24 protein-coding genes and 1 tRNA gene are annotated in these 24,872 nt (G+C 57.5%); 16 read left to right on the top strand and 9 right to left on the bottom strand.

Features of this window, described 5'->3' with window-relative positions; translation table 11 throughout:
• The first annotated feature begins 4 nt into the window (after nt 1-4).
• From BM254_RS04905 to BM254_RS04870, 8 genes are all read left to right on the top strand, one after another.
• A complete protein-coding gene (locus BM254_RS04905) occupies nt 5-754 on the top strand; it encodes a phage tail tube protein (protein WP_091999610.1) in 750 nt (249 codons plus the stop codon).
• Entirely contained in the window at nt 754-1,113 is a 360-nt protein-coding gene (locus tag BM254_RS04900; protein WP_091999606.1) for a hypothetical protein, read from the top strand. Before BM254_RS04905 ends, BM254_RS04900 begins: the two co-directional genes overlap by 1 nt.
• Nucleotides 1,114-1,230: 117 nt before the next feature.
• Nucleotides 1,231-3,354: a hypothetical protein gene (locus BM254_RS04895; protein WP_091999603.1), complete on the top strand. Its 2,124-nt coding sequence runs from the start codon at nt 1,231-1,233 to the stop codon at nt 3,352-3,354.
• Nucleotides 3,351-3,878, top strand: coding sequence for a hypothetical protein (locus BM254_RS04890; RefSeq protein ID WP_091999600.1), 528 nt, complete (start codon nt 3,351-3,353; stop codon nt 3,876-3,878). Before BM254_RS04895 ends, BM254_RS04890 begins: the two co-directional genes overlap by 4 nt.
• A gap of 16 nt (nt 3,879-3,894) precedes the next feature.
• Entirely contained in the window at nt 3,895-4,299 is a 405-nt protein-coding gene (locus tag BM254_RS04885) for a hypothetical protein (RefSeq protein ID WP_091999598.1), read from the top strand.
• Nucleotides 4,300-4,302: 3 nt separating this feature from the next.
• Nucleotides 4,303-6,627 (top strand): proprotein convertase P-domain-containing protein, encoded by a 2,325-nt coding sequence (locus tag BM254_RS04880; RefSeq protein ID WP_091999595.1) that lies wholly within the window; start codon nt 4,303-4,305, stop codon nt 6,625-6,627.
• A 7-nt stretch (nt 6,628-6,634) separates the two neighbouring features.
• On the top strand, nt 6,635-7,057 hold the full coding sequence (locus BM254_RS04875; protein WP_091999592.1) for a hypothetical protein: 423 nt from the start codon (nt 6,635-6,637) through the stop codon (nt 7,055-7,057).
• A 64-nt stretch (nt 7,058-7,121) separates the two neighbouring features.
• Entirely contained in the window at nt 7,122-8,066 is a 945-nt protein-coding gene (locus BM254_RS04870) for a hypothetical protein (protein ID WP_139227027.1), read from the top strand.
• Here BM254_RS04870 and BM254_RS04865 read toward each other — a convergent pair.
• The gene (locus BM254_RS04865; protein ID WP_091999586.1) at nt 8,063-8,539 is read right to left on the bottom strand and encodes a DUF4124 domain-containing protein; all 477 of its coding nucleotides are present in this window, start codon (nt 8,537-8,539) and stop codon (nt 8,063-8,065) included. The two genes, BM254_RS04870 and BM254_RS04865, sit on opposite strands and share 4 nt — an antisense overlap.
• Before the next feature lie 64 nt (nt 8,540-8,603).
• On the opposite strand from BM254_RS04865, the gene BM254_RS04860 reads away from it, so the two are divergent.
• Nucleotides 8,604-9,059: a C40 family peptidase gene (locus BM254_RS04860; protein ID WP_139227025.1), complete on the top strand. Its 456-nt coding sequence runs from the start codon at nt 8,604-8,606 to the stop codon at nt 9,057-9,059.
• Nucleotides 9,060-10,136: 1,077 nt separating this feature from the next.
• Here BM254_RS04860 and BM254_RS04855 read toward each other — a convergent pair.
• The 6 genes from BM254_RS04855 to BM254_RS04830 form a co-directional block, all read right to left on the bottom strand.
• Nucleotides 10,137-10,213 (bottom strand) — tRNA-Val (locus BM254_RS04855).
• Between the two features lie 55 nt (nt 10,214-10,268).
• Nucleotides 10,269-11,231 carry a DMT family transporter gene (locus BM254_RS04850; protein ID WP_091999581.1) on the bottom strand — a complete coding sequence of 321 codons (963 nt, stop codon included), beginning with the start codon at nt 11,229-11,231 and terminating at the stop codon, nt 10,269-10,271.
• Between the two features lie 141 nt (nt 11,232-11,372).
• Nucleotides 11,373-12,461, bottom strand: coding sequence for a hypothetical protein (locus tag BM254_RS04845; RefSeq protein WP_091999578.1), 1,089 nt, complete (start codon nt 12,459-12,461; stop codon nt 11,373-11,375).
• Nucleotides 12,462-12,564: 103 nt separating this feature from the next.
• Nucleotides 12,565-13,629, bottom strand: a complete 1,065-nt coding sequence (locus tag BM254_RS04840) for a hypothetical protein (RefSeq protein ID WP_091999577.1) — start codon at nt 13,627-13,629, stop codon at nt 12,565-12,567.
• A gap of 149 nt (nt 13,630-13,778) precedes the next feature.
• Complete coding sequence (locus BM254_RS04835) at nt 13,779-14,390, bottom strand: YceI family protein (protein WP_091999574.1); 612 nt, start codon at nt 14,388-14,390, stop codon at nt 13,779-13,781.
• Nucleotides 14,383-15,111, bottom strand: coding sequence for a CDP-alcohol phosphatidyltransferase family protein (locus BM254_RS04830; RefSeq protein ID WP_091999571.1), 729 nt, complete (start codon nt 15,109-15,111; stop codon nt 14,383-14,385). Before BM254_RS04830 ends, BM254_RS04835 begins: the two co-directional genes overlap by 8 nt.
• A 149-nt stretch (nt 15,112-15,260) precedes the next feature.
• On the opposite strand from BM254_RS04830, the gene BM254_RS04825 reads away from it, so the two are divergent.
• The 4 genes from BM254_RS04825 to BM254_RS04810 are packed head-to-tail and all read left to right on the top strand — an operon-like array spanning nt 15,261 to nt 19,523.
• Complete coding sequence (locus tag BM254_RS04825) at nt 15,261-16,235, top strand: zinc-dependent alcohol dehydrogenase (RefSeq protein WP_091999569.1); 975 nt, start codon at nt 15,261-15,263, stop codon at nt 16,233-16,235.
• Between the two features lie 25 nt (nt 16,236-16,260).
• On the top strand, nt 16,261-16,659 hold the full coding sequence (locus tag BM254_RS04820; protein WP_091999566.1) for a 6-pyruvoyl trahydropterin synthase family protein: 399 nt from the start codon (nt 16,261-16,263) through the stop codon (nt 16,657-16,659).
• Nucleotides 16,646-18,595: a glycosyltransferase family 4 protein gene (locus tag BM254_RS04815; RefSeq protein WP_091999565.1), complete on the top strand. Its 1,950-nt coding sequence runs from the start codon at nt 16,646-16,648 to the stop codon at nt 18,593-18,595. Before BM254_RS04820 ends, BM254_RS04815 begins: the two co-directional genes overlap by 14 nt.
• Entirely contained in the window at nt 18,588-19,523 is a 936-nt protein-coding gene (locus BM254_RS04810; RefSeq protein ID WP_245777368.1) for a lysylphosphatidylglycerol synthase transmembrane domain-containing protein, read from the top strand. The genes BM254_RS04815 and BM254_RS04810 overlap by 8 nt, the downstream gene beginning before the upstream one ends.
• On the opposite strand, the gene BM254_RS04805 is transcribed toward BM254_RS04810, so the two are convergent.
• Entirely contained in the window at nt 19,513-20,376 is an 864-nt protein-coding gene (locus BM254_RS04805; protein WP_091999560.1) for a RibD family protein, read from the bottom strand. The genes BM254_RS04810 and BM254_RS04805 overlap by 11 nt on opposite strands.
• Nucleotides 20,377-20,517: 141 nt before the next feature.
• On the opposite strand from BM254_RS04805, the gene BM254_RS04800 reads away from it, so the two are divergent.
• Nucleotides 20,518-20,934, top strand: coding sequence for a helix-turn-helix domain-containing protein (locus BM254_RS04800; protein WP_091999556.1), 417 nt, complete (start codon nt 20,518-20,520; stop codon nt 20,932-20,934).
• A gap of 15 nt (nt 20,935-20,949) precedes the next feature.
• On the opposite strand, the gene galU is transcribed toward BM254_RS04800, so the two are convergent.
• Complete coding sequence (gene galU / locus BM254_RS04795) at nt 20,950-21,786, bottom strand: UTP--glucose-1-phosphate uridylyltransferase GalU (RefSeq protein ID WP_091999553.1); 837 nt, start codon at nt 21,784-21,786, stop codon at nt 20,950-20,952.
• A 363-nt stretch (nt 21,787-22,149) separates the two neighbouring features.
• Between galU and BM254_RS04790 the strand changes: the two genes are divergently transcribed.
• Both BM254_RS04790 and BM254_RS04785 read left to right on the top strand, forming a co-directional pair.
• Nucleotides 22,150-23,223: a ShlB/FhaC/HecB family hemolysin secretion/activation protein gene (locus BM254_RS04790; protein ID WP_091999551.1), complete on the top strand. Its 1,074-nt coding sequence runs from the start codon at nt 22,150-22,152 to the stop codon at nt 23,221-23,223.
• A 92-nt stretch (nt 23,224-23,315) separates the two neighbouring features.
• Nucleotides 23,316-24,863, top strand: coding sequence for a glucan biosynthesis protein G (locus BM254_RS04785; protein ID WP_091999548.1), 1,548 nt, complete (start codon nt 23,316-23,318; stop codon nt 24,861-24,863).
• Nucleotides 24,864-24,872 lie beyond the last annotated feature (9 nt).

Here is a 24,872-nt window from a genome sequence, read left to right as displayed (position 1 = left end):
CACAATGGCATATCGTGAAGAATCTTATATCGGCAATGGCAAGATCTGGGAGCGTACCCGGGGCAGCACAGACCCCTTCCGGGAGGTTGGAAACTGCTCGGCGCTAACGCTGGGGGTTACCACTGAAGAAGCCTCCTTGCCCAATTACCGTGGCGGTGGTGGCGAAGCGAACAAGCGGGAACGGATCACGGCAGTGGCCCTCACGGTGACGGCACATGACTTTAACGCCGAAAACATTGCCGCCGGTCTGCGGGGTGATGTGAGCGCAAACGTGGCATCTTCCGTGGCTTCTGAAGTTCAGCCTGGCGCGGATTCCGGCCTGGTTCGCACTAACTTCCTGATCGATACCAGTCAGCCGGTAACGGTGACAGGCCCAAGCGGTACCCCCTCCTACATCCAGGGCACGGATTTCAACATCAGTGCCGCTGGTATTGAAGTAATCGATGGCGGATCCATTGCCTCCGGCGCGGACATTGAAATTAGCTACGAATCTCTGGGTACTGACATTGTTGATGCCCTGATGAACTCAGGGGTTGAAAAGGAAATCGTGTTTGACGGCTTGAACGAGGCTCAGAGTGGTTCTCCTGTGGTGGTTGATATCTGGCGTGCGAAGCCGGGTGCGGCTGAGGAGTTGGGGCTGATCAGTGATGAATACGGCGCGCTGACCCTTCCTTATGCTGTGTTGCTGGATACCGCCAAGGAGGCTGCCGGTGAATCTGGCTACTTCCGGGTTCACAAGAAGGTGCTTGCCTGATGGATCGCGCGGTAACACTCGAGCGACATAACCTCACAGTGACGGTCAAGGAGTTGACCGTTGCTGATGTTCGGGATTGGCTGCGCTCGTTGCAGGACCTTCAGGAATTTGATGCGGTGAATGCGGCACTGTTCCAGGAAGAGGGGGCCAGTATCGATGATGTGCTTCGGATGACAGACCTGGATAAAGCGGAATTGGATCAGCTGCCCCCTGCGGATGTGGTCAAGGTGATCGACAAGTGCAAGCAGGTCAACCCGCATTTTTTCAGGTTCCGGGCGGCGATGATCGAAATTGGAAGCCCGTCGCAACCAACCGACACGCCGTCCGCGCCCAGCTCAGAGCCTCCTGTAAGACCCTAGATCACAACATCCTTGCCCTTTCGAGAATCGGGCATAGCGCAGTTCTGAGCTATCCCTGGTCCCTCTATGAACAAGCTGTGAAAGAAGCCAGCAAGAAGTGACCGCCCGGAGGTCCCCATGGTCGAAAAGAATGTGACGTACCGCCTTCGAGGTGATGCGGCGGACTTCAACCGTGTAGTCAATCGCGCCGAAGCGACTCTCTCGGGTTCCTTCAAGAAAATGAGGCAGTCCTCTGGCCGTGGGGGCAAGGCAATAGCCTCAGACTACAATGCTATCTCCAGGGCTGCCGGCGGCGCTGAGCTAAAAGTGAAGGGGCTGGTGACGGCCATTGGCGGTATTGCCCTTGGCGGTGGCGGTTTGACTGCGCTGGCAAATCAAGCCGTAACGCTCTCCGATGAGATTGCCAAAACAGCGGACCGGCTGGGCATTACCACTGACGAGCTTCAGCGGTACCGGTTCGCTGCGGAACTTTCCGGTATTGAGACGAATACCCTGGAGATGGGTCTGCAGCGGTTTGGTCGCCGTCTCGGTGAGGCCGCTCAGGGCACCGGTGAAGCGAGGCCTGCGATTGAGGCATTGAACCTGAGCCTGCGCGGTGTTGATGGAACGCTCCGGCCGGTAAACGAGGTGTTCGATGAGGCCATCCAGAAGCTGTCTCAGATCGAGGATGTCACACTCCGGAATGCACTGGCCGCGAAGCTCTTCGATTCCGAAGCTCTCAAGTTGGTGCAGATCGGAGACAACCTCGAGCGCCTGAAGCGCCAGGCCGACGAGCTTGGGCTCATTATTCCGGAAGACTTGCTACGCAATGCCGAGGAGCTCAATGATCAGCTGAGCATTGTGCAGCGCACTTTGTCCGTGAAGCTCACGGCAGCACTGCTGAAATTTGCTCCTCAGTTGGACGCCGTTGCTGAAGGGTTCCTGGCGATTGCGGACAACTCAGAAGCCATCGTTTCAGCGCTTGGCACGTTCGCGAAGATTCTGGTGGCAATCAAGCTGGGATCTTACATCCAGGGGCTTTACGGATTTGCCACGGCATCGATCGCTGCTGCCCGTGGCGTGAATGCGCTGCGTATCTCTATTCAAGGCCTGAAGGCAGCAACCTTCGTTGGCCTTGGATTGATCGCGTTGGAGATCGCTATTCAGAAGTTTCTTGGGTCTCTGGACGATAGCAGTGAAGCTATTGAGCAGAGCCTGGCTGAGAGCGAACAGGCGATCAAGGATTATGCGAAGGAGACCACCGAGACCTACGATGATGTGTCCTCTGAGCTGATTCAGCAACGCCAGGAATATAACGAGAACATCGACAAGCTGGTAAAGCAGGAAATCAAGAGCCTAGAGGATGCACTCAAAGCTCAGGAGTCGGTGGTCCGTGAACAGAAGAGCCTCCTGCAGGAAGCAACCCGAGATGCGAAACAGGCCGCAGACGACTTCAAGGAAGCCTTTGAGAAAATCCGCGCGGGCACTCAGGAGGACACGGACCTCGATCTGATCGACTTCAGTGCGCAAATCACTGAGGCGCGCAGACTGCTAAACCAGGGCGACAACGAGGGTGCAGTAGAGGCCGCACTGGCCGCAAAGGATATTGTGCTGGCGCTCCAGCAAACAGGGCAATACACAGAATCCCAGCTCACGGGTACGCTCAAGAAAGCCAAACAGGTCCAGGAAGCTGCATCAGGTGCGCTGGTGGATGAGCAGAAGAGCGCCGTTCAGGAAGCTGAGACCGCGCTCGGCAAGATCCAGAGCCAGATCAATATGATCGAGTCGATCTCCTTCAAGTTCGATGAGACCAAATCATTAGAAGAGGCAAGCCGGGTAATCAACCAGATCAAAACCCTGATCCAGAACCAGCCGATTGTTGTGCCCGTGGAGCTCCGTCCAACCAATGGTATTAATCCTGGCTCTGTTTCAGCCCCTGGTTACGCAACTGGCGGTTATATCACGGGGCCGGGAACCTCCACCTCCGATAGCATCCTGGCTCGCCTCTCTCGCGGGGAGTATGTACTGAAAGCGGACGCTGTGCGCAAGTATGGCCTGGATTTCCTCAACCAGCTTAATGCCGGCCGGCTACCAGGCTTCGCAGCCGGCGGCCTGGTGCAGACCAGCGGCGGAAGCATGAGCACACCGGTCAACCTCAACCTTGGCGGCCGCTCCTACCCGATGAGCGCCAGCCCGCAAGTTGCGGCCCAGCTGCGCCGTGAAACCCACATGGAACAGCTCAAGAAGGGGCGCAAAGTATGAGCTACATCAGCATCGGCGGCCTCTCCGTTCCCCTGGATTCGGTGCTGACGTTCTCACAGAGCTATCAGCCCATTGAGCGCTCGACCATCCACCGACTGGGCACCTCCGGGACCGGTGTGAAGCAGACCCTCTATGGCGGCAAGTTACGCACCACTATCAGCGCCACCGGCTGGACCCTACCAGGCCTGAGCGCCCTTGACCGGACCGCGCAGCACGTACTGCTTTGCGGCGCCACCTTGAGCAATTCAGGCGGAGCCAACGATATCAAGATTGGTGACATCAGCCGGCGACGCACGGACTCCGGGTTTGAGCCGGTGGCCTATGCGATCTTTGCGGACAACCAGGTGAAAACGCCAGTTTCGGTCGATGTGAATGGTAACTGTACGATCACCGAAGTGTCCGGGTCGCTTTATTACAAGGTTGATTGGTATCCCCGCCTCACTGTTTTGATTGCCGATTTCACTGAAGACACCCAGGCCGACTCTGCCACGTTTGCGTGGGAGCTGGTGGCTGAAGAAGTTTGACCGAGAGGATTCACTGATGAAGATTAAGACCCTTGACCGCACAGAATTCGCACAGATCATACTGGACGCGATGGCCGCAGGCACAACCAGCAGCCCGACCATTGAACTGTACACCGGCACAATTCCTTCATCCATGGGCGGAGCCATCGGCGACACGCTTCTGGCAACGCTGACTCTAACTAATACGGTAGGCACAGTATCAAATGGTGTTTTGACGCTGGATGCTATTACCGAGGACGCCTCTGCTGATGCAGCCGGAATTATTGGCTGGGCTCGGGCGCTGGATCGAGACGGTGTAGAAGCGGCTTATTTTACTGTCGCCGATAATGGAACCGGAGATATCAACTTTGCCTCTGTGGACATATCTGCTGGACAACCGGTCGGCATTTCCAGCTTTACGATCACGGTTGGTGGAGCCTGATAAGTGGCAACCTATACCGGCACAAGCACTGATACGCCGCTCGCAATTGATAATGGTGCCCCTTACGACACCTACAGCTATATCACAATAAGCGGCCAAGGAACGGTGCAAAACGCCAATGTTCAGATCCAGATTACGCATACGAATCTGGGCGACATTCGGCTTTATTTGTCCGATGGCAACACCGGTGTTCAGTTGGAGCAATACTCGTATGAGAGTCAGTCTGGCGACACTTACTATTACGACTTTGACCTGAGCGACTTCAATGGGGTCAGTAGCGACCGAGATTGGGAATTGTTCGTGCTTGACACCACTGACAACCAGTATTCCGGCACGCTGGACGAATGGACGATCACTCTTGAAACCGGAGCAACCGGAAATGGCGACTCAATCCTGCCGCTATTGGCTAAAGCCGAAGGCGTTAACTTCTCTCAAAATATTGGCTCACCGACGCTGAGTCTGGCGGCAAGCGGAGACGGCCAGCTCACCGAGGATTATGGAGCCGCAACGCTGAGCCTGATGGCTTCCGCTAACGGCCATCTGGCTGACGGTCTCATTCTTCTGCCGCTGGAAATTTCGGTCGATTCTGTCACCGGGACACTGAGCCTCCCGATTGAAATAGACGTTGCGACGCCTGAAACGCTGACTCTTCCGCTATCCGTGACCGTCTATGATGCATCCAATTTCCCGGGGCATAATGGCACGGCTTCTGGCGGTACTTTCGCGGTGCGCGTTGAGGTTGGCGGCCAGGATTATACCAGCCGGCTCATCGGTTCGATTGAAGTGGATGCAGAGGAAGGCTCGGCGAGAGTTGCCAATTTTGCCCTGGTGTTATACCCCGGCATCTTTGAGCCAGACGAATGGATAAATCTTCCCGTTACTATTGACTACCTACAGAATGATTCATCATTCCGCATTTTTACGGGAATCGTCGATTTGCCTGAGTTGTCTCTGGAGGATAACAGCATCGTTCTAAGCTGTACCGACAACAGGCAAGGCTGGTTCGAAAACAAACCGCGTAGCGCAATCGAGGAACTGTTTAAGGATACCGAGGCAAAATGGAGTCCTGCCGTATTCGGTGATTACGAAACCTCCGATCAGTTTGCCGAAGATTTGCTTCGAACCATGCCGGCCAGTGCCGATCTGGACAGAAATGGCCAGTTGGTATTCGGACAATGGTACGCCCCAGGCTTTGATTTCCTGTTTTCTGATGCCGAAACATTCCCTGATTCAATATCTGTGGAATGGGGAAGTCGCCGTGACATAGTGACTCAAGTCAACATCGACGCTGAGTACTCTTATCAGTTCTTTAGGGAACGGAAGCGCCGATACTGGTGGGAATACCCAAGGTCATTTGGTGAGTACCTTGAGGAAAACACCAGCCTACCAACGACCTCGATGATTGAGAGCGCTGCAAGCGCTGATGGATGGTCGATTCTTGGCAAGGTGGCCTATGAGCGCCTGCCCGAATCTGGCGAATACGACCTTCCTGGCGGTGGCTCAACAAACTGGTCAATCTCAGACGATGTTCGCCTTTCTCTAGCTATTGCTGCAGATTTCACTATCAGAAAGCGCTGGGTCCAGGATGTCCAAGAATCCTACGCTATCACGGTGAAAAGTCAGGCGAATATCGAACGATTCGGCCTGATTTCTGAGGATATGCGTGTATCGCTCGACACCTCGGCTGACGAAACGGGGTTCGAAGGCTTCGACTATGAGCCGGACGTGAATCCGACGAGCATCGGGTCTGACACAGTTTGGCCAACCTTCGATCAGTCATCTATTGATCTCGCCCTGCAAACAGCAGTAGCTCAAGCCGAAGTGATTATCCAAGAAAGCACAAGGCAGAACGCTGTTGCGTTCACAACGCTAATACAGCCCGAGCTTGAGCTGTACCACTTTGTTAGATTGGAATCTAGCAGCGTCACCGCTCAAGGCAAATGCAGCCGAATCCGGCACGTCATTGATTTTGAAAATGGATCTGCAGTCACAGACGTTGAGCTTGCCATTTTCCGTGGCGACGTAGCTGTTGGTACATCGCTGGCCTATGACGGTCTGGACTACACTGAAACCGCGCTTGGAACCTTTACCACGCTGTATACAAAGCTGCAGGATTATACCGGCGCTGTTGAGCCTCCCAGCGAAGCATTTCAAGGCTATGTCGGCAACTACCTCAGCCAGCTTAACAACGTTCCCAACCCGTTCGATGAGCGCTTTGCCATTCTGACGCCTGAAATTTCCGACCAATCGCGGGATGCAGTCGAGCATTTCGAGGAGATAGAGGTTGAAGCGAAAACGTACAATCAAACCATGACAGTTAACCTATAGGTGAGCCATGGCTATTAGCCTAAAAGTTTATAATGATGCCGCTCTCTCTTCGCTGCTCACAAAGCTAAGTGCTCTGCAGCGATCTGACGGAGCAACCGGCCCGGTTGACTCGGTGATTTACCTGGGGTCAACAGAATCCGGCAAGAAGTTCGAGGCGGCCTCCAACCCAGGCGCAGATGACATCGTGTTGAGTGTGGCGGATTCGGACACCGGCTCCGGGCAATCTGCCTCTGCGGTAAAGCTCTCTGCTACAGCATCCGGGCTCGACTCGGCCGTTGCAGGAGACCCGCTCACTATCGGCCCTGAGATACTTTCTGGTGCGGCCAATTCGGTAGAGGTACATATTCGAATCGAGGCCACGGACTTGAGTGAAGGCACGTACACGGATTTGTCGGTACGCACCAACGGACTGGTTGAATCCTATGCGTAACAGGTATAAGCGGGACATTAATAGGCTGGTTCAACACCCGAGGCGCCTTCCTGCCTCTAGGGCCATGAGAAATCCCGGCGGCATAGATCCAGTTTATTCGGAAGGCATTGGGCTAACCAGGGGCGGCGGACTTGAGCCTGTTGACATTTTGTGGAGATCCTATCGGAGAGAAAGCGAAAGCCTCGGATACCCGGAACGATGGGTTTGTAGCATTAGCTTTGGCGGCGATGTTGATCTTGCCAGCCAGGGCACAAACCGTTCGGCCTATGCTCTTTTCGATGGCGATTACTACTTTACCGTTCCTGATGGCGATGTTGGCAAAAACGGGGCCGAGATTATAGATACTCCGAGCACCTGGTCTGTCAACGACATTCGCGTAGTCAAAAATAATGATTCTGGCCTGTCAGAAATATGGCTGTCGGTCATGGATGAAGTTGACGCAGCGACAGTCCAGGTTTATGACCTTGGCGGAAACTTCCTGAGAAGCATTGTTCTGGCTAGCGCCGCCTCCTATGCAGGCGGTTACATTTTCATGTCTTGCTCGCCGAACTATTACGCCTGGGCCGACAACGGAGGAATCGTGGTTAAAAAAATTGCGGATGACTCAGTTGTCACTACCTTCTCTTGGTGTGACAGTAATCCGCATGAGCAGTCCGGGCTGCTCGATATAACTGACGAGCTTGTTGTTTTTGCCTGCTATGGCTCGGTTAGCCTGACGCGCATTGCAGATAGTACCTCAATTTCCGTGCCGGTCGATATGACTTACCTGGAATTCGATTCGGCTGTCACTAGCGGGCTAACTCGCGGGATACTTGGTGTCCAGCTCAGCAACGACACGCTTACGGTGTTTGGCTCCATCCGCCTTATCCACTACAAAATACTGCGCGATGAGGCGGGCATCCCAATTGATGTTTCAGAGATAACCAGACACGAATACGACACCTTCGAGAACCTTAATCTCAACATTTCTACTGACCGCTCAAAGCTCAAATCGATAGTGCCGGCTTAATCCTGCGGGAAATATCCGTTCCAATTTGTGACGCAGCCATTGCGGAAATAAACATATCTGGAGGAGTAATCGTCAAAGTGATAAGCCCATTGAGTGGTGCGCCCGGTGCTGATACTGGAAGGAGTGCCCCAGGCTTTCCTTACGTCAGCAGGCTTCATTCCTTTGACTAGCGTTTTCTTGATGATGTAACGCCTGAGATCGGTGGAGTTGATGTATGGACAATCTTCGTTTGATTTCGCTCTGCGCTCCGGTTTTGTCTGGCCCGATCTGCCGAGATCGACATCCGTGCCGCTATCAAGACGGCCGCCAATGGTTACAGGATTCACCTCTACAGACTTTGCATCATTCCCGCAGGGCTGATCAGAAAACACTTTCTGGCCGTTTGACTCGCATTGGTATATTGCAGAGGCCGCGGGGAATGAAGCGGTGGCCAGCAGAAAAACACAAATCCTTTTTAACATCGTCGCCTCCATTTACTTCGGTTCCTTATCATGCCATGAGGCGAGGCGGTAATTCATCCCAAAAATGGGCGTATATATGAAAATCTGGTTCTGCAAAACCACCGACCTCGGCGGCTGGCTGATCCGCCTGCTCACCTTCAGCCAATGGAATCACGTTGCGATCGAGATCGACGGCGTGGTGTATGACGCCATGGCCGGCAAAGGTGTTCGACGGATGAGCGCCTGGGGCTTTGAGCATCGCTGGGATAAGGCGGTTTCCATCCGTGCACGGGTAAAAGACAAACAGGCCGCCATAGACTTCCTGGAGTCCCAGATCGGCAAGCCCTATGACTGGGTGGCGCTGTTGGCGATGCCTTTCCGCACAACCTGGCAGAGCCCCCATCGGTGGTTCTGTTCGGAGCTGGCCGCCAAGGCGATGATCATGGCAGGTCACCGCCGTTTTAATATTGAGGCCTTCAGAGTCACGCCAAGGGATTTGTGGGTTGCACTGCCCGGCGCAGAGGAGGCCTTGCAAGCCATAGAAAAAATGTGACCTGCCTCACAAAACGAATAAAAAGCGTGCGCTGTATAGCATTGTTGTTTGTTGGTCGCTACGAAGTTGATTCAGTGGAAAAGCAGCGGATCAAATATGTGGATAAATCTTTTATATGTCGGATTACCCTACGTAGATCAAGGTTTTTAGAGTTTTCCACATTATATTGAGCGCATAATTGTATATATAAAACAATATATTAAGAGCGGAACTTGGCGAGAATTTCAGGGGGTTGCGGCTGCGCTGAGGAAGCAGTAAAAAGAAACAGCAGGCCACGGAGGACCTGCTGTAAGAGCGGTTAAAACTTTGGCGAGTACCAACCGCATTCCAGACTATAAAATAATTCCTGGTGAATTTCAGTAGTCCTCCTGTGCCTGCTTTCACAAAACCAAAGTAAGGAGTAAGTCCATGGAAATGCGTTTTTTGAAAGCGGCAATCACCCTTCTGAACTACTACTTCGATAGCGTGGCAGAGGTGGACCGAAAACTGGTCCTCACCTTCCTGAAGGGGCTAGTCTCGCGCTTCGATCGGTAAAGCAAAATGAGGGGCCGGAAGGCCCCTCCGCAAGACCCGTTACCCGGTCTCTCCCTGGCGTCACACCACTGTGCAGGTGTCGCGCTTGCCTGGCATCCCTGCCGGCTCTGGTAGGAGAGACGTCCGCGAATTCCCACCACAGCCGATCCTACCTTCACGATATCAGCTTTCTGCAGGCCATGGCTTCTTCTGGCGTGCGAGATCTCTTACGCTGGAGTGGATGTGACTTTGATTGGCCTGGAGAGATAAAAAGGGGGCGTTATGGCAGGCGCCCCATAGAGGTCGGGTGAGCGATTGCCCAGCTCGGCGCGAGCAATGCTCAGTACAAAAAGTACGGTGCGCAGAGTACTGGTAATAGGTGCAAGAAGAAACGGCAAACAGGAAAGCTTTGCAGGGTTTTACATTCCACCCCTGGAGATTTGAAAGCGCTGCCTGAGAGTACTGTATACGGGAGGGATTTCTCGAAAATATCTCGAATTTATCTCGAAATAAAAAAAGCCAGTTCTCACGGGGCTCGTAAGTAACTGACTTTCTTTGCAGAATTGGTAGGACCACCCAGATTCGAACTGGGGACCTCTACCATGTCAAGGTAGCGCTCTAACCAACTGAGCTATGGTCCTGTGTCCTGCAACGGGGACGTAAGATACGGATTTTGAGGGTGGTGGTCAACCACTTTTATGCGGATTTTTCACCGGATCGGCGCTGGCGCATCCAGTCCTTCAAGGCCCGGCTCAGGGCGGTCCAGCGGTTGACGATCAGTGCCGCGAAGATCAGCCCGCAGCCGGCCAGCTGCAGGGGTTCCATGGTCTCGCCGAACCATCCCGCGGCAAACAGGGCCACCCACACGGGCTCCAGAACCAGGATCACCACACCATGGCTGTGGGCCGACATACTCTGGGCAAAGGTTTGTACCAGGAAGCGGCCGGCGGTGCCGATGATGGCGCTGGCCAGCACCCACCAGATCAGTAGCGGCGCCGGTTCGGAAAGCGTGGGTTGCCACGTTTCCATAAGTGCGGACTCAATCAGGGTCACTACACCCACGGTAAGCAGCGCCAGGGCGGTCAGGGGGAGGGCCGGAACCCGGTGCTTTTCCACCGTTTCGCCCCGACGGTTGATGACGGTTCGCTGATTGGCAGCCCGGGTGTTAAGGGTGAAGTACAGGGCGAAAATGGTGGCCGCCACCACGAAAAAGAGTTGCCCCGCCTCGGGCCGGAATCCGTTTTTCAGGGACAGCAGGGCCAGGCCGGCCACGGCAATTGGAATGGCCAGCCAGGTGCTGGCAGGCTGGGGCTCACGGAACACCAGCCGGGCAATAATGGGCACGATGACCACGCCGAGGCTGGTGAGGAAGGCGCCTTCGCCCATGCTCTCAATATTGACCAGGCCCATGATCCAGAAGCTCATGGCAATACCGAAGACCAGGCCCACGCCCACGGCCCGGCGGATCTGATCGCCGTTCAGCGCGAGTATGGCCTTGTGCGCGAAAAGGGCGAGGAAAATCCCGGCAATCAGGAAGCGCGCTGCCATGAACATCAGCGGCGGCATCAGCAGGATGGCTTCTTTTGAGAAGATCCAGCTGACCGCGGCAAGGAGGGTGACAACCACCAGGAGTAGGTCTGATTTATGGGCGTCGGTCATTGGGTACCCGGTTAATTCAACGAGGAAAACGGCCCAATGTATAGTTTGCGAACTAAAAAAGGAAGTGGCGTTTAGTCGAGGGTAGGTTGGCTCGTCCCTGAGCCGGGAGGTTTCCCTCTATCCTTTCCGAACATCGCCGACTCAGTAGTTCAGAGTTGTGTAAATCAGGCTCGACATGTCGGTCTGGTCCGACCCGGGTACCTCGATATACTTGTCGCCATCGCCCCAGAGTTGCCACCAGGCGCGCTGGTAATAGGTCCGGCTGGCGAAATCGACCTGTACATCACGCAGGCTGAAGTTGTTGACCACGGGCACCGAGATGTTGCCGGTTTCGGTACCCTTCACACCACCGTGGGACACCCCTTCGCTCATAAGCACCGGGTAGTGGTTGTAGTACAGGCCGCCTGGGCCGTTGGTGCCCGTAACCTTTCCGGCCAGGGTGATGCTGCCGGAGCAGGAATCAATCCCGGTGGCACTGGTGGCGCCACAGGCAGAGTGGGTGGGTACCACGCCGTCATCCGTACCGGCAATAAAGGGTTTGGTAATGCCGCCGTAGGAGGATCCGCCACCGACGAAGCGCAGGCGAGGAATGCTGTTGGGGCTGACGGCGAGATTGCGGGCGGTGTTGGTCTGAAGATCGTTGACCACGCCCATTTTACCCGGTTCCGGATCAATCCCGGTGAAGGCTTTTACCGCCTGTTTGGTCGCCCAGTTGTACCAGCTGTCGTTGTAGGCAATGCTCATGGCCAGATCCGCCAGTTCCGTGCCGCCACCGGCACCGGCCAGGTCGATGCTGGTGAGAATTTTCAGTGGAGCCAATCCCTCGGACTGCAGCCAGCGGGCCTGATTCTCGAGCAGGTACCGGGTGACCAGATCACCGGTGGAGTGGGTCACCAGGATGCAGTAGTTGTTGCACAGACCCTGCTGGCTGATTTCGCGCAACTGCTGGTAGGCCTGTTGGGCAATGGTTCCTTCCACCCGGCCGTTGCTGGCCCAGTCGATGCGGGCTTCTGCGCGGCTGAGCCAGAAATCCCGCCAGTTATCCGCACCGGCCTGCTGGACTTCCTCGAAGCTGGCAGGCGGGTCGGAGAGATCGTCCATCATGAAGCCGTGGACGAGAATGACGTTGTGGCCGCCCAGCTGGGCTTGGGCGGAACCGGCGAACAGACTCCCGGCCATGGCGATGGCCAGCCCGGTCTTGTAGGCACTTCGTTGCGTTCTTGTTGTCATGGTTGCTCCGTCTTTGCTGAATTATTGTTGTCACAAGACGTTTATCCGCTGTTTCCGGCGGTACAGCCCGGCGTCAGCCGGTGCAGGGTCCGTGGCCCTGCGGTCAGAACTTGTCGGCCAGCTTCCTGAGCAGGGCTGCCCGTTGTTCTGATTCGGGGTTCGCCGCCGGTGTGTCGGTGAGATCATCAAGGTCCGGCGGCGAGAAGCGGTAGCCGTCTTCCGGCCCGAAGCCGTAGTGGGTCCGGTCACCAGGCTTGGCGGGTAATTGGCGTATCTGGATGTGGCGCAGCTGGAGTTGTCCGGAGATTGAACGGTTGGCCAGGACGGTTCCGTGGGCCCGGAATTCGATCGTCTGATTGCCGGTACTCAGCCGCTTCTCTGCCTGCAGTTGCGCAATGGGCGCACTGCCGTTGAACAGTTGTGCGGAAAAGGCATAGAAGCCTTCATGTTCCGGTGAGAATTTCAGCGGCAGGACCAGGTTGTTGTTGCTGACATAGGCACTGTCCAGCCCGTTCAGTTCGCCCAGAAACGGTTCGATAGTCAGGCTGCTGGCATGGCGTACCGGTCTGCCGTCCACACTGGCCTCCACGATCAGGCGGTACTCACCGGGATCCTGCTCCGCCGCCAGGGTGCCTTCGTAGTAACCCTCGCCCTCTGCCTGCAGTTGCGTGGAGGCAACGGTTTTGCGTTGATCGGCAGGTTCCAGGGTGGCGCTGAGCTGATCGCCGAACACCTGCGGGCCACGCAGGGAGGCCGCGATGACAATGGTGTCGCCCTCGGTAAACCGGTACTTGTCGAGGCTGACGGTAAACTGCCCGTCGCCGTCCAGGGGCAGGGAGACCGGCTCATAGTGATTGCCGTTGTAGGCCTCGGCCTGTTCCCTGGTCAGGGGAACCGACCAGGGCGGATAGCGGACGGTCTGGCCGTATTGCTCGGCGGCACTGGCAAAGGCGACGCCAAGCACGGATGCGGCGGGCGCTTTGACGTCAGAGGTCGGTTTTACTGCCGCATTCTCAACCCGGCCGGTGGGTTTTGGCGGTTTGGCGGAGGTGACTACCGGTCCGGGAGACCAGAGGAAACTCCCCCGGTTGTCGGCGGACAGCAGCGCCGCCGTGCCCGCCACCGACGCCGATACGACAGCCACGATAAGAAGTGCCTTTCCGGCCATGCCCGGATTCCCTGTTCTTGTTGTTTGGATGCAATTCTGTTGGACAATAAACATACCGGCCCGCAGTGCGGACCGGCAAAGGATTGGTCAGAAAATGTAACGAAATGTGTCTGATTTGTGCAGAAGTTCACAAAGTGCCTTGATCAGAGTCACTTGGCGTCGGTGTAGGCCTCAAAGCCGAATCGCAGGGTAACTTCATCGCCTACCATGGCCTGATCAAGGCCATAGGTCATGCCCCAGTCGCTGCGCTTGAGTGTGGTCATTGCGCTGATACCGAGGGTGTATTTCTCGTGGCCGAAAGGGTACACCGCCGCCTTGTTCAGGGTTACATCCAGCGTAACGGGATTGGTCTTGCCGAGCATGGTCAGATCACCGGTCACCTTGCCGGTATTCTCCCCGGTCGTTTCGAAGTCTGTGACGTTGAACGTGATATTGGGGTATTCGGAGGAATTCAGGAAATCATCATCCCGCAGGTGATTGTCCCGTTTCTTGTGGTTGGTAAAGACGCTGTCACTCTTGAACACCAGTTTGCCGGATGACAGCTCGCGGGCCTCCTCGTCATAGATGAACTGGCCTTCAACTTCTCGGAACATGCCCATTACCGGCGCATAGCCGACATGCATGATCTCGAAGGCCATGGAGAAGTGCTCGTCATCCACGGTAAAGGTTGTTGGCTCCGCCTGTGCCAGTGGTGGGACCAGAAGCGTGGTAATAATCGATGCACCGAGTGCGGTGCCAGTCAGGTAACGGGGGTTACTCATAGCTGTATCTCCTTTGATAAAGCCCGCGGATATCCACCAGAAACGACCAGCCAAGCAGCACCAATGCCGTGGCCAGTGTCAGGTTTGCGAAACCATCCGGAACCGGGGGGAGCAGGGCGACCATTAAGGTGACGATCTGCCACACACACACGGTTTTCCGGCGAAAACTCTCCGGCAGGGGGCCGTTGAGCCAGGGCCAGAACCACGAGGCAGCCACAAAGGCGTACCGCATCAGGCCAAGGGCAAGTACCCAGGGACCGGCCTTGCCGAGCACAAGAACGGCAAGACTCAGCCCCAGGATGAACAGGGCATCCAGTTCCATATCGAAACGGGCGCCGAAGACGGTGTTGTTGCCGGTAACACGGGCAAGCTTGCCATCGACGCCATCCAGGACAAGCGCCAGTAACGCCAGAGCGGTATAGCCCCAGAGCCAGCTCTCAAGCTGGTCAAGCCAGGGAATCAGGGCCAGAAGCACCACCACCAGTGTTGCCCGCAGAAGCGTGGCCCGGTTGGCCCAGCCAAAATCTGCCTGTGTGGCCCAGAAGCGCACGACCAGAGCAGTAATGCCGCCCTGCAGCACCACTGCGATGGCCACCGCTGATCCGGGCAGATGAAGCAGTGAGGTGGCGGCCATGGCGAGGACCAGAGTGACCGCCATGCCAAAAGTGAGGTCCAGCCAGAGCGGAATCGGGCTTTGCCGGGATTGTGGACAGGAATCCATAACCGGTCTCCAGCGTATAGGTTTCTAGGTTAGTCCGGTCAACTATGACTATAGTTTGCATGGCCTGTTCTTGCTTACGATGGAGCTGACAGATCGGACTGTTCAAGCCCTGTGGCCGGGAGAATTCCGATTGGAATGGAGGAAACTAATTGCCTGATATAAAAGCATTCTGGAGTGTTGCGCCCGGACTCGGGGAGTTGCGTCCTGCCCAGGACGACCCGACTGAGGAAAAAACTTCCGGTATGGTCACGGTACGGGCGCTCTATTCGGGTGTGAGCCGCGGTACCGAATCCCTGGTTTTCAACGGCCGTGTTCCCGAGAGCGAATACCAGAGGATGCGGGCCCCATTCCAGGAGGGCGATTTTCCGTTTCCGGTAAAGTACGGCTATGCCAGTGTCGGCGAGGTTGTCGACGGCCCTGAAGAATTGTTGGGCAGGCGGGTGTTCTGCCTGTATCCCCACCAGTCTCGCTACACCGTGCCAGTCTCAGCAGTGACGCCGTTGCCCGATGAACTGCCGGCGGAGCGTGCGGTCCTGGCGGCAAACATGGAAACGGCAATCAACGGCCTGTGGGATGCCAGCCCGGGAATCGGGGACCGGATTGCTGTTATCGGGCTTGGCGTGGTGGGATTGCTCGTTGGTTGCTTGGCAAACCAGATCCCGGGCACCCGCGTGACGGTGATTGACACCAATCCCGGCCGGGAAACCGTCGCAAAGACCTTGGGGCTGGACTTCGGTGTGGCCCTGGAACGGGACGACCACGATGTGGTGTTTCACACCAGCGGCCACCCGTCTGGCCTGGAAACGGCGCTTGCAGCAGCCGGAACCGAGGGGCGGATTATCGAGATGAGCTGGTACGGGGACCAGCCGGTGCCCGTTCCGCTGGGTGGCCAGTTCCACTCCCGACGATTGCAGTTACGATCCAGCCAGGTGGGGCGGATACCCCCGCATCGGCAACCCCGCTGGAATTATCGCCAGCGTTTGTCGCTGGCTCTGTCGTTACTATCTGATCCGCGTCTGGATGCGCTGATTTCCGGAGAATCTCCGTTTGATGCCATGCCGGAAACCATGGCCCGAATCCTTTCTGACGGCAGGGATACCCTCTGCCACCGTATCGTCTACTGACTGACCCAACCAATAAGGAGCTCCCATGTTCAGCCTCACTGTCCGGGACCATATGATGATTGCCCACAGCTTCCACGGTGAAATATTCGGACCGGCGCAGAAGCTGCACGGTGCTACCTACGTGGTGGACGTCACCTTCGAGCGCCGGCAGCTCGATCAGGACGATCTGGTTGTGGATATCGGTCTGGCTTCGCAGTTACTGAAGGACGTGCTGGCCGAATTCAACATGCAGAATCTCGATGAGATCGAGGCGTTCCGGGGGCGTAACACCACCACCGAATTCATGGCCGGCGTGGTCTTTGACCGCATGGCCTCTGCTATCCAAGCCGGGAAGCTCGGGGAGGGCGCCAGGGAGATATCCGGCATGAAGGTGACCCTGTCCGAGTCCCACGTGGCCCACGCGAGCTACCATGCCGGCCTTTGATATCCGTGAAGTCCGCTTCCTGGTCCCGGGAGACCCTGCCCAGAACACCGGTGGCTACCGGTATGTTCGCCAGCTTGTTCAGGCCCTGAATGAGCAGGGCGTTTCCGCCAGGGTTTCCGGGCTGCCAGGACAGTTCCCGAAACCCGACCGCGAAGCGGCCACTTCGCTGGATCGGGCCCTTGCCGACTGCCCCGATAACCAGTTGGTCGTTCTCGATGGTCTGGCCATGGGCGGTTTGCCGGAGGTTGTGGCGGGCCACGCAAACCGCCTGAAGCTGGTGGCGCTGGTGCATCATCCGCTGGCGGACGAGACCGGTCTGGCAGAGGCTGACCGGGAATGGTTTTTCAACAGTGAGCGTGACGCGCTGGGGCACGTTCATGCCGTGATTACCACCAGTCCCTACACCCGGACAAGACTGGCGGACTTCGGGGTGCCGGCTGCCCGGATTGGCAGTGCTGAACCGGGGGTCGATGATCTTTTTATCGACGTGCTGGCCAATCGTCGTCACAGGGCCACCATTGCTCAGAAACCCACGCTCCTGTGCGTGGCCCAGTTGTCTCCCCGCAAGGCTCAGCATCAATTGGTAGAGGCACTCGCCGAACTTGCGGATGTGCCCTGGCGTTGCGTTCTGGTGGGCTCGACAGAGCGGGATAGGGACTACGCCACCCGAGTCCGGAACGCGATCGCGTCCCATGGCCTTGAGGATCGGTTCGAGCTGACCGGTGAACTGCATGAAGACGCGCTGGCGCACTGGTACAGCCAGGCAGACGCCTTCGTTTTTCCTTCGCTGTACGAAGGCTATGGCATGGCGGTGGATGAAGCCCTGGCGGCGGGACTGCCGGTGATCTGTTCCGATGGCGGAGCCCTGTCCCGAATGGCCGGGCGGGAGGGCGTAGCTCTCTATCCGGCGGGAGATATCAGGGCATTAACAGAACAGCTGCAACGTTGGCTGGCGTCTCCACAAACACTGCAGGAAGACCGAAGGTGCGCCGAGTCGGCTGCCGGAGGTGCCCGGCGTTGGCGGGATACCGCGGCCGACTTCCAGGCGGCTCTGCAGCGCCTGCTGGGTCCGGCCCCTGACAGCCTGTTCGATAAGGAATGGCTTGAGGCGAGGGAGCCGGCGGACCACCGCGCCCGCTCCGAAGCGCTGACCGATCGTCTGAATCAGTGGCTTCAGCGGCAAATCCCAAATCCTGTGGGGTCCACTGAAGCCGAACCCCTGGTGATGGCCGATATCGGCTCCGGCCGAGCGTCCAATTCACTGTATCTTTCTTCGAGGCTATCGGTACCCAGGGTTTGGCACCTGATCGAGCAGGACGCCGGGTTGCTGGCTTTGGGTGAGGCCCGGCTCAGGCAAATCGGTCAGACGGTTGTTTGCCATAACCTCATGGTGACCTCTGAAGAAATGGAACAGCAGTTGCCCACGCCAATGCATCTGCTGACTGCCTCGGCACTTATCGACCTGGTCTCTGAAGACTGGCTGAGGTCGCTCACAACGGCCGTGGTCCGGCGACAGGCGGCTGTCCTGATGGTCTTGAGCTATGCGGGTGATTTCGAGCTGTCGCCGCCTGATGCCGATGACGCCAGACTGAAAGAACTGGTCAACAGCCATCAGCACCGGGATAAGGGCAGCGGCAGCGCGCTGGGACCGGATGCCACAAACCGGTTCTGTCAGCTGCTTCAGGACGCGGGCTACGCCGTCGACATCGACGACAGTCCCTGGCACCTCGACCGGAATGATGCCGTTGCGGTTGAATCCCTCCTGCGTGGCTGGGTGGGGGCGGCACTCGAGCAGGCGCCGGACGCATCGGTCTGGCTGGGTGCCTGGCTTGAACGTCGCCTCGGCCAGCTTTCCGCGGGCGAGTTGCGGGTGACAGTTACCCACCAGGACCTCCTGGCATTACCCGGCGAAAGGCGTGATGGCCAGGATGACTGACCGTTTGCGCCTGATGTTGCGTTGGGTGGTGACCCTGGCGCTGATTGGTGTGGTGTTCTGGCACCTGGATCAGGCCCGGATCTGGGCCGTTCTGCGAACCATCTCGCCATTGATTCTGATTCCCGTGTTCCTGCTGACCGTCGTGCAGGTGGTGGTGTCTGCGTGGCGGTGGCGCTTTACCTTGTCGCGGTTGCGCCTGTCGCTGCCGCTGGGACAGGCCGTTCGCGAATATTACCTGGCGACCTTCCTCAACCAGATTCTGCCCGGTGGCGTGGCTGGCGATATAAACCGCGCCTGGCGCAGCAGCCTGGAAACGGATCAGCGGCTGGCGGCGGTCCACGGGGTGGCCATCGAGCGATTGTCCGGGCAGGTGACGCTGGCGCTGGTGGTGGCGGTTTCCCTGGCTGGCTTGGTCGTCTCCGGTTCTCTGCAAGTCCCCGCTACCGGGGCGGGCAGCGGGAATGTCCTGCTATGGGTAGCGGTGAGCCTGGTGATTCTTGCGCCGGCCGTCTGGCTGATCCGTTCGGGAGGCAAGGTGGCGGCCTATCTGCGTCGCCTGGCCGAGCACCTTCGGCTGGCCCTGTGGCAATGGCCTGCATTGCCAGTGCAGGTGCTGAGTTCGTGCCTGGTGCTCGCCAGCTACCTGGCGGTATTCCTCGTGCTGGCGGTCAGTCCCGGGTTTGTCACCGGAGTCGTGGATTTGTTGCTCTGGGCTGCCCTGGGGAGTTTCCTGCTGCTGAGCATGGTCATCCCGCTGACGGTCGCGGGCTGGGGTGTCCGGGAGGGGGCCGCGGCGGTGCTCTGGCCCATGGCCGGTCTGCCGGCGGAGCAGGGCGTTGCCATTAGTGTGGGGTACGGTGTGGTGGTGCTGATCTCAAGCTTCCCCGGATTGCTGGTATTGGCGACGAGCTCAGACATCAATCGCTGAAATCGAGATCGAACAGCATGTCAGTCCCGAGGTTCACCAGCTTGGCTCTGGGCCGAAGCGCATCGTCGAGCAGGTCAATCTCGGGCAGGGAAAACGCGGGCCGGCCGCTGCCGATGATCATGGGTGCAACCATCACATGCAGCCGGTCCAGCAATCCGGCCTTGAGAAACCCGGATACAGTCACGCCTCCGCCTTCAATGAAAACCTTGCGTAACCCAAAATCATTCAGCACCGAGAGAATCAGTCGCGGATCCACGGGCTGGTTGCTGTCGGCGTCGCCGAGACAGGGGATTTCCAGGACGCCTTTGACGGGAATCTCGCCGGCGCCCTTGTGGTAATCGCCGGCAACCAGTCGGAGTGTGGGAGCCTGGCCGTCGGTAAACAGGTGATGACTGTCTGGTACCCGTCGGCGACGGTCGATCACCACCCGCACCGGATTCCGTCCGGCTACCCGGCGGACCGTCAGGCGGGGATTGTCGGTAACCGCGGTGCCTGCACCGACGACCACGGCATCCGAGACCGCCCGGATTCGGTGCAGATGGGTAATCCCGTCATCACCATTGATAAACCGTGAGCAACCCGTGACAGTGGCAATTCGGCCATCCAGGCTCTGGCCAAGCTGGCCAATCACTCGCGGACCTGCTCCTTCACTTACCGGCCGGCACAGGGGCAGGAACAGCTCGAACAGATCCCGGGCATCACGGGTGGCGTCGTTCAGCAATTGCCAGCCCCGACCATTGAGTTTGATCGCCGGTTCCTGGCTACCGGGCAGGGGCAGGGTGACGTTGCTGCGGTTTACCGCATCCAGTACCAGTTGCCAGGCAAGGTCTGTATCGAGGTGCTGCTCAGCCATAATCTTCCCGTCACTTTTGTCGTTTATCCAGTATAGGCTCATTGTGCGTATAGCTATTTGTACGATACATTTTTGAATTGATTCACTGTGCGGTCTGCAGAATCGGATCGGATGCTGCGGTAAGGGTGAGAGGAAATAACTATGCGGTACCTTCAATCGTTCAACCGTCGGCTGCGACAGCTCCGGGATCAGGGCCGGCTGTCCTGCTGGGATGTGGCCGAAATGTGTGGCGTGGACGAGGCGAGGGTCATCAGCTGGGAAGCCACGGATACCCGCCAACGCGGTTACCCGGGCGTGGTTGAGTTGCTGGACCTGTGCCTGAAGACCGAGACGCCGCTGGAACACCTGCTGGATCTGGAAGTACAGGGTGAGGGTGGCCAGCTGGAGCTGCCGGGCCTGGCGTTCAGCAACAGTGATGATCTGTCGGTGGCTTTGAAGGAGCTGGAGCAGGAACTCGAGCGCATCCAGCTGACGGACGAGGAAAGCGAACTGCTGCGCCGGTTCCGCAGGACTTCCACGGAAAACCGGCGCATGGTGTTTCAGTTGCTGGGCCGCTGAGGGCCCGCACCCGCCTTATTTTTTCTTCTTGTAGATGTTCTCGTAGACGTAGTTGGTGGCCTCGACAAAACCGTCGATGCTGCCGCAGTCAAAGCGCCGGCCCTTGAACTGGTAGGCGAGAACGCAGCCATTCTTGGCCTGCTCGAGCAGGGCATCGGTGATCTGAACCTCGCCATTCTTGCCCGCCGGGGTGCGTTCGAGGATGTCGAAGATATCCGGGGTCAGGATGTAGCGGCCGATGATGGCCAGGTTACTCGGCGCGTCCTCGGGGGCGGGCTTTTCAACCATATCGGTAATCCGGAACAGCCCGTCCTTCATTGATTCACCGGCGATCACCCCGTATTTGTGAGTCTCATCCTCGGGGACTTCCTCGATCGCCACAATGGAACACCGGAACTGGTTATACAGTTTCACCATCTGTTCGAGCACGCCTTCACCGTCCTCGGGGCCGATGCAGAAGTCATCCGCCAGAACCACGGCAAAGGGGTTGTCGCCCACCAGGTTGCGGCCGGTCAGGATGGCGTGGCCCAGGCCTTTCATCTCGTTCTGCCGGGTAAAGGCAAAGCTGTTGTGGTCAATCAGGTCGCGGATGGAGGTCAGCAGGTCTTCCTTGCCGGAGCCGGCAATCTGATGCTCCAGCTCGTAGCTGATATCGAAATGGTCTTCGATAGCGCGCTTGCCCCGTCCGGTGACGAATCCGAATTCATGGATCCCTGCTTCGGCGGCTTCCTCAACCCCGTATTGCACCAGGGGCTTGTTGACTACCGGGAGAATCTCCTTGGGCATGGCCTTGGTGGCCGGCAGGAAGCGGGTGCCGTAGCCGGCTACGGGGAACAGGCATTTCTTGATCATTCCAGTCGTCCTTAAGAGTTGGGGGTGATCCAGTACAAACACAAAGTGTGCCGAGTTTAACCCAATTCAGGGGGCAAAATGCAGGTATACAGGCTTTGGATATGGAAATCCGCAGGTTACAGTCGAGTAAGCGACAGAATTGTTAACACCATGTGTGAGGTTCTGTTTATATCGTTCTGATTGCAGGATTAAAATTGTAAAGATTGGCAACATCCGCTGTAAGAATATCCGTCTCTCTTATATAACGGAACCGTAATTTTTCGGGTTATTGAAGAGGGCTGGAGTTTGCGAGCGCTGAACATTGCTGCACTGTTTTTGTGCGCGTTTGTGCCCACTGTTGCGCTGGCGGCCCAGGACCGAGGAATGGCTGGCGCCTGGATGTTCCAGGCTGCCAGCATGCTCGACTCGGTGACAGATTATCTCTCCAACCGGATCGATGTGTCCGGCAGCTCCACTCAGAATAACGATCGCTCCGCCGGTCATCTGGCACTGGCTGGTAACGGGATCATCTGGTCCCGGCACGAGCTGGGTCTCCGCTTCCGGGATACGGCGTCTCGCAAGGAAGGCGATGGCGAGCAGTCCCTCGCCCTTCGCTATGCGATGCCTCTGATGGGAAATCACATGGAACTGGAAGTCGAGGAAAGCGAGTTCCGGGGCGTGGTGAAAGAACCGGGCCAGCAACTTGATACCAGTGGCAACCGGAGTTTTTACCGGCTCACGGCGACCCGGTCACTGGGATCGTTCCTCGGTGTGGATCTGCACCAGGTTATCCGGCACACCGGCAGCACCAGGAGCGTCTTCGAGGAGTCCGAGTGGGTTCACGATTCCTCGCACCAGTTATCCAGTATCGGCCTGAAATCTTCCAGTGAGCGAGAGCTCATCGGTGGCCTCCGGGCCTCGACCCACATGACGGCCGTCGGCGGGATGGAATACCACAGCACGGAATATGTCGATGGTGAAACGGAAGACCGGGCCCAGTTTCATCGGATCGAGCTTGCCGCGTTGTTGCAGAGGCAGGTGCTGAACTGGGACCTGAATCTGGGCGGTCGTTATCAATTCGCGCCAGAAGACCTGCCCGGATCGGAGCGGATTACGGTCGGTGGGTCAGCCCTGATCTCCGGTTTCAACGGTCAGGCAGTCACCGGCACCGAAGGGGGATGGCTCAGGTTCAACGCGGCGAGCCCGGCCTGGCACGTGCCTTTCGCTTCCCGTTTCCAGTCTTCCCTTTCCCTGTCCGTGATGCGTGGTTGGGCGCCTGATGACACGGATAACGACCAGAGGCTCTCGGCCGTCAGCGCCGGAGAGATCTCCCTGAACATCAATTCAGACAGATTCCGGGCCAATATGACCGTTGGCCGCTTGCTCAATTCCGACCGCTCCGATGTGGTGGTTCCGTCAGCCCCGGATGTTGCGCTGTCCCTGCAGATGGGCATCTGAAAACCCTTAAATAGCCGTTACGAAGATGTCACTTGTGGCCGTTTATGCCACAAGTGTTACATTCAAAAGACGGAAAACAGGGAGTTTTCAGAATGGTCCGCAACGGAAACCTCAAGTTTGCATTGGTCGCTTTTGTACTGTTTGCCTTTGTGGGGCAGGCGGCTGCATTCGGGTTTGATGATGTTACTTCCAGGGCCAAGGAGCTGGCGACCGAAGAATACATGGCCCCCGAGCCAGTGCCCGATTTCCTGCAAAACCTAAGCTATGAGCGATACCAGTCCATCCGTTTCAGGCCCGAGACAAGTCTCTGGCGTGGTGGCCGTTCGCAATTCCGGGTGATGATGATGCCTACCGGAAGTTTCTACCGACACCCGGTGGCCCTGAATGTGATCGATCGTGAGGGTGTTCATCCGCTGGAATTTGATAAAACCCTGTTCGATTATCCGTCAACGGAACTGGCCAAGCGGGTGCCGGCCGATCTGGGCTACGCCGGTTTCAAGCTCACCTATCCACTGGCCGACCCGGAAATCCATAACCAGTTCCTGGTTTTTGGCGGCGCCAGCTATTTTCGCGGTGTCGGGGAGGGGCAGCGTTTTGGATTGTCCGCTCGTGGCATTGCGGTGGATACCGGGCTGGCCTCGGGGGAGGAATTCCCCGTGTTCCGGGAGTTCTGGCTGGAGCGCCCGAAAGCCGGCAGCGATTCTATGGTGGTGTACGGGCTGCTTGATGGTCCCAGTCTCACCGGCGCGTATCGATTCATGGTTCACCCCGGGAAGACGTTGAAGCTTGAGGTCAGCGCCCGGCTCTTCTTCCGGCAAGAAGTGGAACAGCTGGGGCTGGCACCGCTTACCTCCATGTTCTACTACGGTGAAAACACTTTGCGCCCCCGGGGGCATTGGCGGCCTCAGGTCCACGATTCCGACGGGCTGCTGGTCCATGATCAGGAATCCGGAGAGTGGCTTTGGCGCCCCTTGCTGAATCCGGCGGAACTTGAACTGGGGTTTCATCAGGTCCGCAATCTCGGCGGCTTTGGCCTGATCCAGCGTGACCGGGAGTTCTCCCGGTTCGAGGACAGCGAGGCCAGGTATGATCTCAGGCCCAGCGCCTGGATCGAGCCGGGAGAAGACTGGGGTAACGGCGAGGTGGTGCTGGTGGAAATCCCGACCGATTCGGAAGTGAACGACAACATCGTGGCATTCTGGAAACCCCGTCAGCAGGTTACTGCGGGCGACAGCCGGTACCTGACTTACTCGCTGACGTTCGGGCCACCAGACATCACCGGGAACCCGTTGGGGCATGCTGTCAGGACCTTTGTCGGCGACGGCGCGCAGCCCGGCGGAGGTGAGGTCGAAGGAGCCTATCGCTTCATAGTCGATTTCCAGGGCGGAGCCATGGATCAGCTGGATCGTGATGCAGCCGTGGTGAGCGAAGTCAGTGTCAGTGGCAAGGGCGAGATCATCGAGCACTTTGCCGAATACATTGAGGCCCGGCATGGCTGGCGACTGTCGGTACTGGTCAGGCCGGAAGAGGGAGAGAGCCTCGGACTGCGGGGTTCCCTCCTGACTGACGGAAAACCTGTCAGTGAAACCTGGACCTATCAGCTTGGCCCCGCCACCGGGCTGAGGAAACAGCGGCAGTAGTCAATCTCA

Source organism: Marinobacter pelagius, assembly GCF_900114925.1.
Lineage (GTDB): Bacteria > Pseudomonadota > Gammaproteobacteria > Pseudomonadales > Oleiphilaceae > Marinobacter > Marinobacter pelagius.
This window is presented reverse-complemented; position numbering and strand designations above follow the sequence as displayed.